Here is a 15459-nt window from a genome sequence, read left to right as displayed (position 1 = left end):
TTTGCGAGCGTGAATGTAGTTAGGGGCAATCTTTTCATTCACTGTTGCGGCTTATTTCAGGATATTGATAAGTATATAGAGAAAAAGAGTTGAATATTGCTGGCCTCTGGTGATCTGCAGCTTTTGAGTGAGTGCTAGCTTTAGATATTTCAATGCTTTTCCAACGGGGAAGGTGCGATATGAAATTTAACACTGAAACAATTGTACAAAAGTAAAATCTTTATTTAAAATGTTATAAATACGGATTTTCAATATAGGAGGTTATCTGATGGCAGAAAAGAAAAAAGCTTTAATCATTGTGGATGTACAAAAAGTCTTTGATGATAAAAAGTGGGGAGAACGAAATAACGTAAAGGCGGAAGAAAATATCAGCAAAATACTGAAATTATGGAGAGAAAAAGGATGGACAGTCATATACATACAACATACTTCTGATAAACCTGGTTCTTTATTTTATCCAAAAAATGAGGGGGTTGCTATAAAGGAAATCGTTAAACCTATGGAAAAAGAAGTCATTATAACCAAAAAAGTAAACAGCAGCTTTATTGGGACTAATCTAGAAGAGCTTTTAAAAGCAAATGATATAACAACTGTCGTAATCACTGGCTTGACTACGCCGCACTGTGTTTCAACAACCACAAGGATGAGCGGTAATTTAGGATTTGATACATATCTGATTTCAGATGCAACAGCAGCCTTCGGAATGAGAGATCAAAATGATACATATTATGATGCAGAGACTATTCACAATATATCTCTGGCAACATTGCATGATGAATTCGCCACAATATTAACGACTGATCAATTAATCAATGATTTTATAAAAACAAACTGATTAACATTATGGCTAAGGCCGGCGGTAGAGATAGGCGGCTGAAATTCAGGCTCATACAAGGACCTCGTCGGAAAATACGGGGGTTGCCGACTTTTTTCATCGTCGCAATATCGATTGAAAAAAGGCATCTGCTTCAGATGCTTTTTTTGTTTCTTGTAAACCGGTTTCGGTAAAAAATGATTGGCGGTTAACGGTCTGATTCGGCATCGGTTTTGAATAACAAAAGGCTTTACTAATCAGCGAATTATTCAAGATTTTTTGGCTTGTGCTGAGTCTGGTGTTTTTTGATTTCCTTGAATATATTGGCTTGATCATCTTTTTGAGGCTGAGGCTCTTTGTTAAGACATTTTGGATCGATCACATTTTTAAGGTCTTTGATGGTTAAAGGCTTACAGTCATCTTTTAATTCGTAACCTAATTGTCCATTAGCTTCTAAAGTGGCATATTTAATTGTGTTTATGTTTGAAATGCCAAGAAGTCTTAAACGCATTTCGAGTTGATCTGCTGTCAGTCTCAGCTTCTTTAAGTTTTCTATATTGAGTTGGCCGTCTTCTATAACGAATTTAGATTTTCCAGTTAAAAAAGATTCAATCCAGTTTACTTTTACTTGAAACCATTCCATCAAAATCAAAGCGCTAAAAAGGATAGACGCAGCGATTAATGTTTTCAATAAACTGGTTTCTAAAATGGGGTGAACGATAATCGTACCGATTGAAATCATCACCATTGTCTGTGCAATGGTCATTTGTGCAATGGATTTTCTCCCTGAAATTCTCAGTAAGATCATTCCGAATGCAATTATAATTAATTCTTCCCAAGCAAATCTCATGTTATCACCCTGGATTGTGTTTTATCAAAAATAAAAGAGCAAGTAAGAGGTTTTATGTGTACTTGCTCACGAAAAATTATTGCCCTTACATTTAATTTTATTCATTTTAGGTGTTTTCCTAACTGGAGAAACTATTCTGCGAGGGTGAATTCATTTCGGAATCTCCAATACAAGAGGCGGCGGTGAATATTGGTGGCTGAAAAGCACACCAAGGAGTATAAGGAGTGCGTAAGGCATGAAATAGAAGAACCTTGCCAAGAAATACGAGTTGTCAATTAACACAATTAAGTCATAGGAAAAGCGGCATGGTTGGGAACAAAAAAGGATGCATACTGAGACATTCTGCTAAAATGCATTGAGGAACAACGGTCTGCTGCTGAGACAGAGCTTGAAATACGGTTGCTTAGGATCGCCGCACAACGCTCTTCGCTGATCGTGTTTTTTAGGAGGTTAGTAGGGAAAACAACTATGAAAAAAGGGATGAGAGAAAAATCTCTTATCCCTTAGATAATCTTAAAACCAACCTTGGTATTCACCAGTCCATGTACCATCACTGTTCTGCTTGGCATCTTTTAAATAGTATTTAACTCCAGCAAATACTGTTACATTAAGAAGTTCTCCACGTGTATTAGCATTGATGTATATAGTTTTTAACACTGCCTGAGGAGCTGCAGTTTTATGACTCCCGCCATCTGCAGTCGGGCTTGCTGCAAAAGCAGGAGCAGCAGAAACAAGTAAAGCAAGTGATAGAGCTGAACCGGTTAAAACTTTTTTAAATTTCATTTAAAACACTCCCTTTTTTTATTTGATACAACTGTATTATATAACTGTATGTAAAATTTGTCCATATAAACTTATGTTAACTTTTTGTGAATATAAGAAAGTATTTTCCCCCATGAGTTTTATTAACTCGTACCATCTTATTTTAAGCCTCCAGAGTAAGGCATCATCATATGACGTCAAAACTGTTGTATGATACTAGGGAAATCATTTTTAGTCGAAATGAGGAGTTGCATGACATTTACGGAACGGGCGGTAGCCATTATCAAACAGATTCCTGAAGGAAAAGTGATGACGTATGGTCAAATTGCCGATCTTGCGGGAAGTCCGCGGGGAGCGAGGCAGGTTGTGAGGATTCTTCACTCCATGAGTAAAAAGCATCGTCTTCCTTGGCACAGGGTCATCAATGCAAAGGGCGAAATCGGATTGAGAGACGAAGAGATGTTTTCTGTACAGAAGCTGTCTCTTGAAGCTGAGGGGGTAGCGGTCACGTCAGACGGACGGATCGATCTCAATTTATACGTCCATGATCCGAATATGTAAAAAAACCTGCCGTATATCGGCAGGTTTTTCAGTTATATGCTTTGAGCCGGCCAGAAAGGTTTTGCCGGATATAAGGCCATTCCTCCCGAAGGATGGAGTAGTAGGCGGTATCTCTGAGGCCGCCGTCGACAGCCGGAATGTGTGCGCGGCGGATCCCTTCAAATTGGGCTCCGATCCGCAAAATCGCAGTCCGTGAGCGCTGGTTGCGAACGTCGGTTTTCAGCGTCACCCTGACAGCTTGCCACACGTCAAACGCATGAGTCAGCATCAGAAGTTTACATTCCGTATTGACACCAGTCCGCTGCACGGCAGAGGCATACCATGTGCTGCCAATCTCACACACTTCCGGAGCTGCGTCCGCCGGCCGCGTAAACACTTCCGCATCCATAAACCGCGTGCTTCCGACGATTCGGTCTGTTTCAAGACTCCGTACTGCAAAAGGCAATGCAAGTCTTTTTTCATAATCGGAAAGCGCGCGCTCAATATAACGCTTTGTTTCTTCGATTCCGTCAGGGACATGGGTGTAAGCGTAAGTCGTCCTATTTTCTGAAGCAGCGTCACAAAGTGCCTGAGTGTGATCAATCGTCATCGGCTCTAACTGAACGAGTGACCCTCTAAGAATGACAGGTGTCAGCATCCCAATCACAACCTTTTTTTATGAATGGATCAAGTATAGTCGAACGGTTTCTTATTCAAAAGGGCCAATTTCCTATTAAAATGGCATGTCAGTGAAATCCTCGATTCAAACTTATGCATACATTCAGGAAAAAAGCGGGAACCTTTATGTAAAGAGGTGATGGGCATGGCATATGTGTTATCTGTCGGAACGAGCATTCCGAAGTATCATGTCTCGCAAGAAACGGCGGCGGATTTTGCGAGAGGGATGTTTGCCGATTCATTTAAGGATATTGACCGGCTGTTAAAAGCCTTTCAAAACGGCGAAATTGAATCAAGGCAGTTTGTCCGGCCGATTGAATGGTATAAAACGGCACGGTGTTTTTCAGAAAAAAACCGGCTGTATACGGAAGAAACCGTTAAGCACAGTGCGGATGCGGCACTTGATTGTTTAACAAACCCGGATTGTTTAACAAATCCCTTTCCATATGAAAAAGTCGATGCGATCTTTTTTATTTCCAGCACCGGGCTTTCAACACCCAGCATTGAAGCGAAAGTGATGAATCAGCTACCGTTTTCTGCGAAAACAAAACGGATACCGATCTGGGGCTTAGGATGCGCGGGCGGAGCGGCCGGCCTGTCCAGGGCGTACGAATACTGCCGCGCGTATCCTGAAGCATACGTGCTTGTCATCGCGGCTGAACTTTGCAGTTTAACGTTTCAGCCGAACGACAAGTCAAAAAGCAACTTAATCGGAACTTCCCTGTTTGCGGACGGAATTGCCGCAGTACTAATCGGAGGAGAAAAGGCGAACCGAAACGATGTCAAACAGCCGCTTCTTCCGCGGATATTCGCCACTCAATCGGTGATGATGCCGGATGCGGAAGGTGTGATGGGCTGGGAATTCACCGACAGCGGTTTTCAAGTCATCTTTTCAAGAGACATTCCCACCCTGGTTTCACAGTGGCTGAAGGACAATGTTGATGAATTTTTATTTGAATATGGTGTCAGTCCTCACGACATTAAAACCTTTCTTGCCCATCCAGGCGGGAAAAAGGTCATTGACGCCTATTTAACGAGTCTTTCAATGGACACCGGTCAGCTTGCGGCATCTCGGAAGGTGCTGCAAAAACACGGGAACATGTCTTCCGCAACTATTTTTCATGTGATAAAAGAACAGTTGCTCCACGGACGGCAGAAAGAAAACGAGAAAGGGCTGATCGGCGCTCTCGGGCCGGGATTTTCGTCTGAGCTTTTGCTGTTCAGCTGGGACAAGGGGGCTTCTTAATGTTTTGGCTGTTTATCATGCTGCTTGCGGCCCAGCGGATTGCGGAGATGATCGTGGCCCGGCGCAATGAGCAAAAGGTGAAAAAGCTAGGCGCAGTCGAATACGGAGAAGGACATTATCCCTTTCTCGTCCTAATGCACGTGCTCTTTTTTGTCTCTCTTACAGCTGAGGTGGCGGCGTTTCAAAAAACGCTTTCTCCAAGGTGGGCCGCCATTATATGTATCATTTTATTTGTACAGGGGATCAGGTATTGGGCGCTATTATCATTAGGGCGGTATTGGAATACGAAAATCCTTGTCGTGCCGGATGCGGAGCTTGTCAGAAAGGGGCCGTACAGGTGGATGAAGCACCCGAACTACGCGGTCGTCATCTTAGAATTTATTTTTCTGCCGCTGTTATACGGAGCGTATTGGACACTGTTTCTCTTTTCGATTCTCAATGCCTGCATGCTCACTGTGAGGATTCGCGCCGAAGAGAAAGCGCTAGAAGAAAACACCGCAAAATAGAGATTGAAAATCATTCTCACTCATGATAAGATATAAATATGAAAATGATTCTCATTCAAGGTGGTGCCGAAAATGACAATGTTATTTTTATTTGCAGCCGTTTGTACATACAGTGTTTTAATTGGTTTCGTATTGAAAAAAGTTTCGAATAAATCGATGTCTTCTTAAACATCTGCGGTTTTTCCTGCCGCGGGTGTTTTTTCTTTATCAGCTGCCGATATCGGCGGCTTTTTTGCGTTTCCTGAAGAAAAGTGAGCCATTCTTGTGTAAAATGGGGGAGAGGTTTTTTTCAGAGCTTTCTAAAAATGAAAAACGTCATTTGATGCGACAGACACAAAGGGGTAAAGACACATGACAGAAGAAGAACGCCATAACAGGGAGATTTTCAGCAGAACGGGTGCCTTATACGCACAATTTTTGGATCATCAGGATGAAAAACGGGCCGATCAGCTCGCGGCCATTATGAAAAAAGCGGCTGATGAAGAGGTTTATATCGCGTTTACCGGGCATTATTCGGCCGGAAAGTCCTCTTTATTAAACACATTGCTCGGTGAAGACATACTGCCGACAAGCCCGATTCCCACAAGCGCCAACCTCGTTGTCATCCGGCACGGTGAAGATAAAGTCGTGCTTCATACGACGGACGGGGCTTATGCAGAAATTAAAGGAAGTTACGATAAAGAACAAGTGCAGCAATTCTGTAAAGACGGTGAGCAAATTGAAACGGTGGAAGTCTATGCCGGCTTTAAGGAGTCAGAGCCTTATGCGGCCTACATTGACACACCGGGAATTGATTCGACGGACGAAGCGCATTTTTTATCTGCCGCTTCGGTTCTCCATCAGGCTGACGCTTTATTTTACGTCGTTCATTATAATCACGTCCATTCAGAAGAAAATATGCTGTTTCTCAGCTCCATCAAAGACCGTATTCCGAATTTATTTCTGATCGTCAACCAAATTGACAGACATGATGAAACTGAAACGAAGTTTGAAGAGTACCGCAGGCAGGTGGAAGACATGCTTGAAGGCGCGGGAATACCGAAAGAATCGCTTTTCTTTACGTCTGTCACTGAGCCTGACCATCCTTTAAACGGCATGGAACAGCTGAAAAAACATCTGCAGAAGCTGAAACAGCAGGCAAAAACAAATTTATGGTCCTTAACGGAGAGAAAAGTTGCACACTTAGTCAAAGAGCATACAGAGTTGCTCGTAAAAGATGATAAAAACGGCAGCGGAGAGCAGTTTGACAAACAAGAAGCACTTGTCCGTTCTGTTGAAGATGAGCTTAAAAAAGCCGTTCAACAGGCTGAAACAGCAGAGAAAGACATCAGAAAAGACGTGCAGAACATACTGCAAAACGCTAATCTGACACCCTTTGAGATGAGGGAGCTTGCATCTGCTTATATTGAATCACAGCAGCCCTCATTTAAAACCGGATTATTCTTTTCAAAAGCGAAAACAGCTTCGGAAAAAGAAAGAAGGCGTGCTGAATTTTTTGCCGATATTAAAAAAAGAACGGAAGGGGAAGCGGATTGGCATATTATCGACACATTTACGAAAGCGGCCAAGCGGTATGAAGCGGATTCGGACGAACTGATCAAGAAAATCCAGGCGTACCGCACACCGCTTTCTGATGATATCACCGCTCAGGCCCTTAAGCAGGGAGCGGCCTTTTCATCTGAATATGTATTAACTTATACGAAAGACCTCGCTGAAATGATCAGAAGGGAAGCCAAAAGACAGACAGCGGAACTCATTGAGGAGCTGACCGCTTATGTTCAGACAAAAAACGGACCGCTCATTGAGAACTTGAAAAACCGGCTCGAAAAAGAAAAGAAAATAAGGGATGAGCTCGCGCAATCGGCAAAAGAAGAACGCAATGCCTTGGAAAAAGCAGCCCGCGTCCGCGCTTTGTGGGAAGAAGAATTAACCTGTGATACGGGAAGCGGCGACTGGTATACGCGAAAAAAACGCCTTGCAAAAGCGCCCGTCCAAAAGAAACCAAAAGAGGCTGTACAGCATGAAGTAAGCAAGCCCGAAAAAAATGCGATGAAGGAACTTCCTATAAAAGAGCAGACTGATCGGTTCTATGAGCTTGCCGGGATTCTTGAATCCTCAAGCATTTTAGGAAAACAGGCAGAAGCCTTTCGAAGCAGGATTGAGCGGCTTGAAAACCGCCAGTTTACCTTGGCGTTATTCGGCGGATTCAGTTCCGGTAAATCATCATTTGCAAATGCGCTTGTCGGTGAATACGTGCTTCCGTCATCACCGACGCCCACAACGGCTACGATCAACAAAATAACGAAACCGCAAGACGGCAAACCGCATAAATCTGCGGAGATCGTTTTTAAAACGGAGGAGGAGCTGGACGCTGAAATGCTTCAGCTGACTGAGCTGAAAGATGCTGATGTAAAGGGGCGTTCACTGAAAGAGAGATGGAATTATGCCATTAAAAAGGGAAAAGTTCCGGATGAACTCATCCCGGTGATTCAGACGATGCTGCAGGCGTTTGATGCGTATGAAGAACAGATCCGTCAAAGGCTGACACTGACGGTGCCGGTTGAAGATTTAAAACCGTACGCAGCCGAAGAAAAAACGGCCTGCTGCGTAAAAGAAGTCACCGTGTATTATGATTCGCCTCTCACGCAAAAAGGCATCACCATTGTTGATACGCCAGGAGCAAGCAGTATAAACAAGCGCCATACGGAGCTTGCCTTTCAATATATAAAAGATGCTGACGCGTTCTTTTATATGACGTACTATCAGCATTCTTTTTCAAAAGGAGACAGGTCTTTTCTGAAGAAACTCGGCCTCGTCAAAGAATCATTCGGCATGGATAAAATGTTTTTTGTCATTAACGCCGCCGATCTGGCCAAAACCGAAAGCGAGCTGGAAACCGTCAAAGACTATGTCCGCTCAGAACTCTCAAAAGAGGGAATTAACCGGCCGAAATTATATCATGTCTCAAGTAAAGAAGAGCTTGCGGGTAAAAAAGAAGCTTTTTATAACAGGTTCTCTGATGTAAGAACCGGGCTTGAGCACTTTATTGAGGAAGATGTAATGAGGGCCAGCTGCGCCCAGCTGAAAACAGAAGCGGACAAATTGTGCGATATGGTGGAACAGCTTCACGAATCTCTTCACCAGTCGGCAGAAGAAAAAGAGAAAAAGAAACAGCGTCTGGAGTCTTCCTATGAAAAAGCTCTCGCTGACATTTCAAAGCGCCGTACGTCTGAGGTCATCATTCGAAAAGTGATGAAAGATACGGAAGAACAGCTCTATCACATTAAACACCGCCTGACGTTTTATGCGAATGATATGCTGAAAACCACCTTCCATCCGGGTCTTCAAAACGGTGATTGGAAACAAAATATATCAGCGGCGCTGAATGAAGCGCTCAAGGAATTCCGTTTTGAATATATTCAAGAGCTGAAAACGCTCGATATCCGGATGACCGGTTTTATTGAGCGCCATATGACTGAGGAATGGATGGAAAACTGTCAGAAGAAGCTTATGGAAGACGGAGATTTCTCCATTTATGTGAGCGGTGAAAACGAATTTGCCGTTCAGCTGAAAGAGGTCGCTCCGGTCATTGACGTCTCGGCATTCTCACATCACGTAAAGGAAGTTAAATCACCGAAGCAGTTTTTTGAACAGAACGGAAAAGCAGCGTTTGTAGAAGGGCTCAGGCTGAGCCTGCAAAAAGTGACAGAAAAGTGGCTTGAGCAGGAGAAAGAAAGCCTTTCAGAGCGATATGCTGAGCAGGTGCGCCGTCTGCAAGAAGACATGGCGGATAAAAGCCTTTCCCAGATCCGCGAGCAGCGGGACACTTATTTACAAGGTCTTGCGGAAAATACGAGTGCAAGGGAAATTGAACACCTTTACGAAGCCGAAAAAGCATGGAAAAAGAAAGATGAAATGCTGAAAATTTAAAAATCCGCTTGGCGGGCAGATTACAGTCGTGGTAGACTAAAATGAAAAAAAGCGAGATGAAACCTTTTATGTCAGAAGTCCATAAAGCAATTTCAGCACATTCCGCAAAACAGCATCAGCACGTCAAAACATTTGTACAGCTTGATTATGAGCGTGAACAGGCCATTGAAGAAGCCATTGTAAAATGCAGACAGAATAAACCGTTCACGACAGATGCCATCAATGGCATCACCGCAAAAATGAACCAGCTGGCGAAAAAGGGCATCGTGCCGCAAAGACGATTCGTAAGTGAAGAGATGGTGAAAGAATTCGTCAGCAGACAGTAATGGATGAACCTGCCGCGTGTGTCATCAGCGCTTGCTGTACATACTATCCGTATCTTCTCTAAAGGGGGATATGACCATGGGCAGAACAAAACTGGGAAACAGAAATGCTCAGCAGAATAACAATGCCAAAAAGAAAAACGGCTTCGGACAGAAATTTGATTCTTATGCCGGCCGTGAAGCTGAAAAGCTGATGGCAAGCAATAAAAGACACGGTGAATAACGTGACGGCAGCATCTTCCAAATGGGGGGATGCTGTTTTTTTACCGCCTTCTTTGGTAAAATAGGAACATTGAATAAAAAGGAGTTTCGATATATGAATAATAAATTACTGCTCGTTGACGGCATGGCGCTTTTGTTCCGCTCGTTTTTCGCGACGGCCGTTCATCGCAATTTTATGATAAATGAAAACGGAATTCCCACAAACGGCGTCAACGGTTTTTTAAAGCATCTTATTACGGCGGTTGATACGTTTCAGCCCACACATGTCGTCTGCTGCTGGGATATGGGAAGCAAAACGTACCGCAATGATTTGTTTCAAGATTATAAGGCCAACAGAAGTGAACCGCCGCTAGAGCTGATTCCGCAATTTGATCTAGCGAAAGAAGCAGCGCGAGAGCTCGGTTTTTTAAACATCGGCATAAAAGGCTATGAGGCGGATGACTGTATCGGTACGCTTTCTGCCCTATTTTCCGGGGAAGCGGAAATTACGATTGTAACGGGTGATAAAGATCTGCTTCAATTGCTGAATCATCAAGTTCGAGTAGCGCTGCTGCAAAAGGGTATCGGCAATTATAAGGTATATACAGATGAGATATTTAGAGAAGAAACGGGAGTTCCGCCAAAAGCGCTGATTGACATTAAGGCGCTGATGGGAGACACGAGCGATAACTATCCCGGCGTTAAAGGGATCGGGGAAAAAACGGCGTACAAGCTGATCCGTGAATACCAAAACATAGACCGGTTATTAGAAAGCCTCGCTCTCTTGCCGAAGGGCCAGCAAACGAAAATTCAGCAAAGCTTGAAAGAATTGGAGCTGTCAAGGCAGCTTGCTGAAATACATTGCGAGGTGCCGTTAGTCTGTACGCTTGAAGAAGCGCTTTTTTCATTAAAGATGGAAGAGGCGGCATTAATGCTCAGACGTCATCAGATAAAAGGAATTGAAAGGATGCTCGAAAAGCTGAACGCCAGAGAGATCAGCTGATCCCTCTAGCGTTTTGTATTGCTTTTTTTTGCGTTGTTTTCAAGGGCTGATTTCGGGTCTTTATGCGCATTTCCTTCCATATTTCCCTGAGGATTCACGCCCCCAGTCAGCCGGCCTTTATTTTCCTTTCTCATAGCTGTTCACCTCATTTGTAGGATGAACAGTGAGACGCAATTTCATTCCGGTTATTTATTCAGCCGAATCGCTTTTTTTGCGAGCTGATCGGCTGTTTGGTTTTGTCTGCCGGGAATCCACTTAATGAAAAACAATGGAAATTCGGCCTTTAAGCGGATGATTTCGTCAACAAACGGCTGGAAAGCCTTGTTTTTAACCGCTTCAAGATCTGCGGCCCGCTCCACGATATCCGAATCCGTCCGGAATGACACGGACTCAAATCCGCGGGCGGCACACAGCTTCATTCCTTCAATTAAAGCGAGAAATTCAGCTTCCTGATTTGAATGGTCGCCGATCGGAATTGAGAAAGATTCTGTTTCCCCGTCATGTTTAATAAAAATACCGATACCGGACGGGCCCGGGTTTCCGGCGCTTGCACCGTCTACATAAATTTCAGCGGGCATCATCCGTCACTCTCCATTCGGTGTCATTCGTTTTGCCGCATACGCATAAGGGACAGAAATGAGTGATACCGCAAATTTAATCAGGTAAGTTGAAATGAAGATGCTGAACCATACTCCCGCGGAATAAACGCCGATAAAGGCCACGGCAGTGAAGATAAATGTATCCAGCAGCTGGCTGAGCGCCGTGCTTCCGCTGTTTCTGAGCCAAAGAAGCCTGTCTGAAGGAAAGATTCTCCGTATGGCTGAATATACATAAACATCTATCGTTTGGCTGAAAATAAAAGCCAAGAGGCTTCCGAGCGCAACACGCGGCAGAAAACCGAAAATCGTCTCAAGGGCAGGCTGTGCGATATCTGACGCAGCCGGTTTATATAAAAGAGCCCCCTGCATGGCGCATGTCAAAGCGAGCAGAGTGGAAAACCCGAGCCAGACGGCTTTGCGCGCTTCCCTGGGACCGTATTTTTCATTCAGCACATCCGTTGCGAAGAAAACGGTGCCGTACATGATATTTCCCAGTGTCGCCGTAAGCCCGAACAGTTCGACTGTTTTGACAACCTGCAAGTTGGCGCACACCGTGGCGAAACCGATCCATACGAATAGGCCCGTTTTGCCAAATCCTTTATAAAACAGAAGAACAATGATAAAATGAATGACCGCAAATAAGATCCATAACACATCGTTAAACAAAACCTGCTGACTTCCTTTCAATTTGAGAATGGTTTGATTATAGCACACGCCCGTCAACTAATGAATGGTAAGGTGATTTCAATGAATCTTAAGCCGTATATCGAAATAGAAGCAAAAGGAACAGGCCCTGTCGCGTTTTTTTCCGAAGATTGGCTGACCGTTCCGAAAGCGCGCATGCTTGCAAGAGAAGTCAGCCGCTTTCCTTATATAAAAGACATTTATTTTGAGGATGAAAAAGGCGCGAGCTGGACGCTTAAAGAATTAGAAAAGCTTACTGAAGAGCTTGCGCACGAACCTGACGACATTACAGTGTATTTCGACGGCGGCTTTGACAAAACAAGCGGACGCGCCGGACTCGGAATTGTCGTGTATTATTCTATCGGCGGCAAGCGATACCGCATACGGAAAAACAAAAGCTTAACGCTTCAGACGAACAATGAGGCGGAATATGCCGCTTTATACGAAGCGCTTAAGGAAGTGCAGGAACTTGGCGCAAGCAGAAATTCAATCACGATAAGAGGGGATTCCCTCGTCGTTTTACATCAGCTTGACGGCAGCTGGCCGTGTTATGATGAAACGCAAAACGAATGGCTGGATAAAATTGAAGCGCTGCTCAAATCCTTAAAGCTGACACCGACATATGAAGCCGTAAACCGAAAGGAAAATCAAGAAGCGGATGACCTTGCCAGAAAAATTCTCTCGGACCGGCAGATTGAAAGCCGTATAACATTAGAAGGTAACGGAGATGACTGATATTGGATAAAAAAAGCATTTATAAAGAATTGACAGAGCTTCAGGATGAATATTGCAAAGACTGTTTCGTAAAAAAGCATTTTCGCAAAGAGTTTGGAAAAACGCACGCTCATTCTTTCTGCATCAACCAATGCACGGTGGGGGAGAAGCTGAAAGCCTACGGCAAGGTGCTGGCAAATCAATAAAAAATAAAACCGCAGTTTCTGCGGTTTTATTTTTCGAATTCATCGAGCTGATGCTGACAATCGTCGAGAAGCATTCGCTGCTTTTGCAGAAAATCCTGGTCGAGAGCTTGCAGTTCACTGGATTGTGACATCGTTCTGGCATCCTGAATCGCCTGGTAAGCAGATTCCACCAAAGTTGAATTTTGGCCCCGGGTTGCCGCTCCCGTTGTTTTCTGGGCCGTTTCTACCGCTAATTCAAGCTGGCGTTTATCCGTCAGTCCGTTTGGAAAAAATTCAGAGTCCATTAAAAAACACCTCCGCAAATAGTTTGGAGATTTTTTTTAGAAATATGTACGGAAAATAGAAAAAAATATAGAAAATAAGCCGATATAACTATTGAACCTGATTAATTAGGGCTTATTTACTATTATTCAGGGTATCTTGGGAGAGAAGGGAAAAACCAGCCGTGAATGATAAAGATTTAAAAACAATCCTTCAGCAGACATTTAAAGAAATATACGGTGATTTGGGAAGTTTAGCGGAAATGGCGAAAAAAGGAATGCCGTCAATGGAGAAACAAATTGAAGAAATCGAGCAGCGCTGCAAGCAGAATCTTGTCGCAATTGAGATTCAGACGGCAATCAAATAGGAGAGGCATACGCCTCTCCTCTATTTGTGTCATCTGATCAACATGTATTGAGTTTAGAGTTTTACAACATTAGAAGCTTGAGGTCCACGATTACCTTCGACAATTTCAAAAGAAACTTCTTGTCCTTCTTCTAATGATTTGTATCCGTCTCCTTCGATAGCAGTGAAGTGAACAAATACGTCGTCTCCGCCTTCAACTTCGATGAAGCCGAATCCTTTTTCGTTATTGAACCATTTTACTTTACCGTTTTGCATATTGCTTAATTCCTCCTAGTACTGTAGCACCTTCGTGCTAAAAAAAATTTTGTCATCATTCAACCGTACGTATGTTTACGTTGTTAAATGATGGTTCAACTATACACCATATGGGAGCGGGCGTCAAGCGGCCGCTCTCTATTTTTCATCTTTATTTTTCCAGTGCCAAAGCTTATCCGGAAAAAAACAAAAAGCACACGAATCGTTCGTGTGCTTTTCTTTTACGATAATGCCATATCCGCCTTCCCGGCCATCATTTCAGATTCTTTTATAATGTCCTGCAAAATGACCTCAGAAGAGTTGGGGAGGTGAAGGCTTTTAATATTGTCCTTCATCCGGTTCAGCTTCTCCTCATCCGCAAGAAGGGAGGTGACAGACTCTAAAATTTCTTCGTGGCGGTTGACCACAACAGCCGCACCGCGATCTTCAAAGAAAATGGCGTTTTCTTTTTCCTGCCCGGGAACCGGTTTGTACAAAATAACGGGTACTCCGATCGCCGTCGCTTCCGTCAGTGTGATGCCGCCCGGTTTCGTGATCATGCAGTCCGTAATACGGAACAGCTCGTCAATTCTTTCTACATAGCCCAGAACTTTCAGCCGGTCGGCATTGTCACCTTCCAAGCTACTGAGGGATTCTTTCAGCGAGCTGTTTTTGCCGCATACCACCACAACCTGCACCTGATCGTCATGAACGAGATTTTCGCACAGTTCTTTTACGTTTTTCAGCACACCATGCGCTCCCGCCATAATAAGAAGAACTTTTTTGTCGGGAGAGAGATTGTATTTTTTATAAATCGGCTCTTTCGGCATTGATTCCTCGAATTGAGGCCTGATGGGAATGCCCGTGATCTTTACGTTGTTCGGGTGAGTGCCGATTTCAATCAGTTTTTCCTTCACGTAATCTGTGGCGACATAATATTTATCAACATTTTCATGAACCCAGATTTTGTGAAGGCAGAAATCGGTCATAACGTTGAACGTCGGGATCACTTTTCCGGTTCTCCGTCTGTATTCCGGTACGACAATCATCGGAAATGTATTGATAATAATGTCCGGCTTATGCTCTTCGACGAGCTGGCCTAAACGTTTATTTCCCATTTTAAAATAAATATTGAATTTGCGTTTATTATAGATTTTGTCAACTCCGTAATAAAACAAACGATAAAACTGTTTCCCGATTGAGAAGCTTTTTAAATAAAGGTATTGAGTAACCTCTGAAACAATCGGATTTGACTCTTGATACAAATTGGAAACCGTCACATCTAAGCCGAGACGCAGACACTGTTCGTAGAGCGTTTTGGCCACTTGAACATGCCCGTTTCCGTAATTTGCAGTCAAAATTAATACTTTTTTATTGGTATTCAAGTAAATTCACCTCAATGTAATCAACAACAAGCAAGCTTCATGCATCGTAAGGAGTTATTGTCTATAGATAAACATAACACAAGTGCATCATTTTATAATAAGCGCGGCAACATATTTAAACTAAATTTAATTGATATGTTCCATTATTTTAAAGTTT

Annotated in this window: 21 protein-coding genes and 1 pseudogene; 12 read left to right on the top strand and 10 right to left on the bottom strand. The window is 43.4% G+C overall.

Annotation, left to right across the window (positions count from 1 at the left end):
* The first annotated feature begins 268 nt into the window (after window positions 1-268).
* The gene (locus V7728_RS13480) at window positions 269-835 is read left to right on the top strand and encodes a cysteine hydrolase family protein (protein WP_099566866.1); all 567 of its coding nucleotides are present in this window, start codon (window positions 269-271) and stop codon (window positions 833-835) included.
* Window positions 836-1079: 244 nt separating this feature from the next.
* Here V7728_RS13480 and V7728_RS13475 read toward each other — a convergent pair whose 3' ends face one another.
* Both V7728_RS13475 and V7728_RS13470 read right to left on the bottom strand, forming a co-directional pair.
* Window positions 1080-1664 (bottom strand): DUF421 domain-containing protein, encoded by a 585-nt coding sequence (locus tag V7728_RS13475; RefSeq protein WP_025284908.1) that lies wholly within the window; start codon window positions 1662-1664, stop codon window positions 1080-1082.
* 513 nt (window positions 1665-2177) lie between these two features.
* Window positions 2178-2447 carry a hypothetical protein gene (locus V7728_RS13470; RefSeq protein WP_007409508.1) on the bottom strand — a complete coding sequence of 90 codons (270 nt, stop codon included), beginning with the start codon at window positions 2445-2447 and terminating at the stop codon, window positions 2178-2180.
* Between the two features lie 231 nt (window positions 2448-2678).
* Between V7728_RS13470 and V7728_RS13465 the strand changes: the two genes are divergently transcribed.
* Window positions 2679-2987, top strand: coding sequence for an MGMT family protein (locus V7728_RS13465; RefSeq protein WP_007612133.1), 309 nt, complete (start codon window positions 2679-2681; stop codon window positions 2985-2987).
* A 28-nt stretch (window positions 2988-3015) separates the two neighbouring features.
* Here the strand turns inward: V7728_RS13465 and V7728_RS13460 are convergent, their stop codons facing one another.
* Complete coding sequence (locus V7728_RS13460) at window positions 3016-3624, bottom strand: GNAT family N-acetyltransferase (RefSeq protein WP_015240071.1); 609 nt, start codon at window positions 3622-3624, stop codon at window positions 3016-3018.
* A gap of 165 nt (window positions 3625-3789) precedes the next feature.
* Here V7728_RS13460 and V7728_RS13455 point away from each other — a divergent pair, with 165 nt between their 5' ends.
* The 7 genes from V7728_RS13455 (at window position 3790) to V7728_RS13425 (ending at window position 10853) form a co-directional block, all read left to right on the top strand.
* Complete coding sequence (locus tag V7728_RS13455) at window positions 3790-4890, top strand: type III polyketide synthase (RefSeq protein ID WP_076425345.1); 1101 nt, start codon at window positions 3790-3792, stop codon at window positions 4888-4890.
* On the top strand, window positions 4890-5396 hold the full coding sequence (locus V7728_RS13450; RefSeq protein WP_060562806.1) for an isoprenylcysteine carboxyl methyltransferase family protein: 507 nt from the start codon (window positions 4890-4892) through the stop codon (window positions 5394-5396). Before V7728_RS13455 ends, V7728_RS13450 begins: the two co-directional genes overlap by 1 nt.
* A gap of 72 nt (window positions 5397-5468) precedes the next feature.
* A complete protein-coding gene (fbpC, locus tag V7728_RS13445) occupies window positions 5469-5564 on the top strand; it encodes a Fur-regulated basic protein FbpC (RefSeq protein WP_025284905.1) in 96 nt (31 codons plus the stop codon).
* Window positions 5565-5747: 183 nt separating this feature from the next.
* Entirely contained in the window at window positions 5748-9326 is a 3579-nt protein-coding gene (locus tag V7728_RS13440) for a dynamin family protein (protein WP_099566865.1), read from the top strand.
* 68 nt (window positions 9327-9394) lie between these two features.
* Complete coding sequence (locus V7728_RS13435) at window positions 9395-9652, top strand: YpbS family protein (protein WP_012117818.1); 258 nt, start codon at window positions 9395-9397, stop codon at window positions 9650-9652.
* Window positions 9653-9728: 76 nt separating this feature from the next.
* Complete coding sequence (locus V7728_RS13430) at window positions 9729-9872, top strand: hypothetical protein (RefSeq protein ID WP_003153570.1); 144 nt, start codon at window positions 9729-9731, stop codon at window positions 9870-9872.
* A 93-nt stretch (window positions 9873-9965) separates the two neighbouring features.
* Window positions 9966-10853 (top strand): 5'-3' exonuclease, encoded by an 888-nt coding sequence (locus tag V7728_RS13425; RefSeq protein WP_025284902.1) that lies wholly within the window; start codon window positions 9966-9968, stop codon window positions 10851-10853.
* Between the two features lie 5 nt (window positions 10854-10858).
* On the opposite strand, the gene sspL is transcribed toward V7728_RS13425, so the two are convergent.
* The 3 genes from sspL to V7728_RS13410 are packed head-to-tail and all read right to left on the bottom strand — an operon-like array spanning window position 10859 to window position 12118.
* Complete coding sequence (gene sspL, locus V7728_RS13420) at window positions 10859-10987, bottom strand: small, acid-soluble spore protein L (RefSeq protein ID WP_003153575.1); 129 nt, start codon at window positions 10985-10987, stop codon at window positions 10859-10861.
* A 51-nt stretch (window positions 10988-11038) separates the two neighbouring features.
* The gene (locus tag V7728_RS13415) at window positions 11039-11431 is read right to left on the bottom strand and encodes a reverse transcriptase-like protein (protein ID WP_015240064.1); all 393 of its coding nucleotides are present in this window, start codon (window positions 11429-11431) and stop codon (window positions 11039-11041) included.
* A gap of 6 nt (window positions 11432-11437) precedes the next feature.
* On the bottom strand, window positions 11438-12118 hold the full coding sequence (locus V7728_RS13410) for a queuosine precursor transporter (protein ID WP_012117815.1): 681 nt from the start codon (window positions 12116-12118) through the stop codon (window positions 11438-11440).
* Window positions 12119-12199: 81 nt separating this feature from the next.
* Here V7728_RS13410 and V7728_RS13405 point away from each other — a divergent pair, with 81 nt between their 5' ends.
* Both V7728_RS13405 and V7728_RS13400 read left to right on the top strand, forming a co-directional pair.
* Window positions 12200-12871 carry a ribonuclease H family protein gene (locus tag V7728_RS13405; RefSeq protein WP_099566864.1) on the top strand — a complete coding sequence of 224 codons (672 nt, stop codon included), beginning with the start codon at window positions 12200-12202 and terminating at the stop codon, window positions 12869-12871.
* 2 nt (window positions 12872-12873) lie between these two features.
* Entirely contained in the window at window positions 12874-13056 is a 183-nt protein-coding gene (locus tag V7728_RS13400) for a zinc-finger domain-containing protein (protein WP_040238014.1), read from the top strand.
* Between the two features lie 26 nt (window positions 13057-13082).
* Here the strand turns inward: V7728_RS13400 and V7728_RS13395 are convergent, their stop codons facing one another.
* A complete protein-coding gene (locus V7728_RS13395; RefSeq protein WP_007409519.1) occupies window positions 13083-13340 on the bottom strand; it encodes a DUF2564 family protein in 258 nt (85 codons plus the stop codon).
* A gap of 161 nt (window positions 13341-13501) precedes the next feature.
* Here V7728_RS13395 and V7728_RS13390 point away from each other — a divergent pair, with 161 nt between their 5' ends.
* Window positions 13502-13684 (top strand): hypothetical protein, encoded by a 183-nt coding sequence (locus tag V7728_RS13390; protein ID WP_012117812.1) that lies wholly within the window; start codon window positions 13502-13504, stop codon window positions 13682-13684.
* A 53-nt stretch (window positions 13685-13737) separates the two neighbouring features.
* On the opposite strand, the gene cspD is transcribed toward V7728_RS13390, so the two are convergent.
* The 3 genes and pseudogenes from cspD to V7728_RS13375 form a co-directional block, all read right to left on the bottom strand.
* The gene (cspD, locus tag V7728_RS13385) at window positions 13738-13938 is read right to left on the bottom strand and encodes a cold-shock protein CspD (protein ID WP_003230776.1); all 201 of its coding nucleotides are present in this window, start codon (window positions 13936-13938) and stop codon (window positions 13738-13740) included.
* 15 nt (window positions 13939-13953) lie between these two features.
* Window positions 13954-14065: pseudogene (locus tag V7728_RS13380) on the bottom strand (hypothetical protein); the annotation flags it as partial.
* A 94-nt stretch (window positions 14066-14159) separates the two neighbouring features.
* Window positions 14160-15302 carry a diglucosyl diacylglycerol synthase gene (locus V7728_RS13375; RefSeq protein ID WP_007409520.1) on the bottom strand — a complete coding sequence of 381 codons (1143 nt, stop codon included), beginning with the start codon at window positions 15300-15302 and terminating at the stop codon, window positions 14160-14162.
* Window positions 15303-15459 lie beyond the last annotated feature (157 nt).

The organism is Bacillus sp. JHAA (assembly GCF_036961585.1).
GTDB classification, from domain to species: Bacteria; Bacillota; Bacilli; order Bacillales; family Bacillaceae; genus Bacillus; species Bacillus velezensis.
The sequence above is the reverse complement of the archived record's forward strand: the minus strand, read 5'-3'. Positions and strand labels throughout refer to the sequence as shown.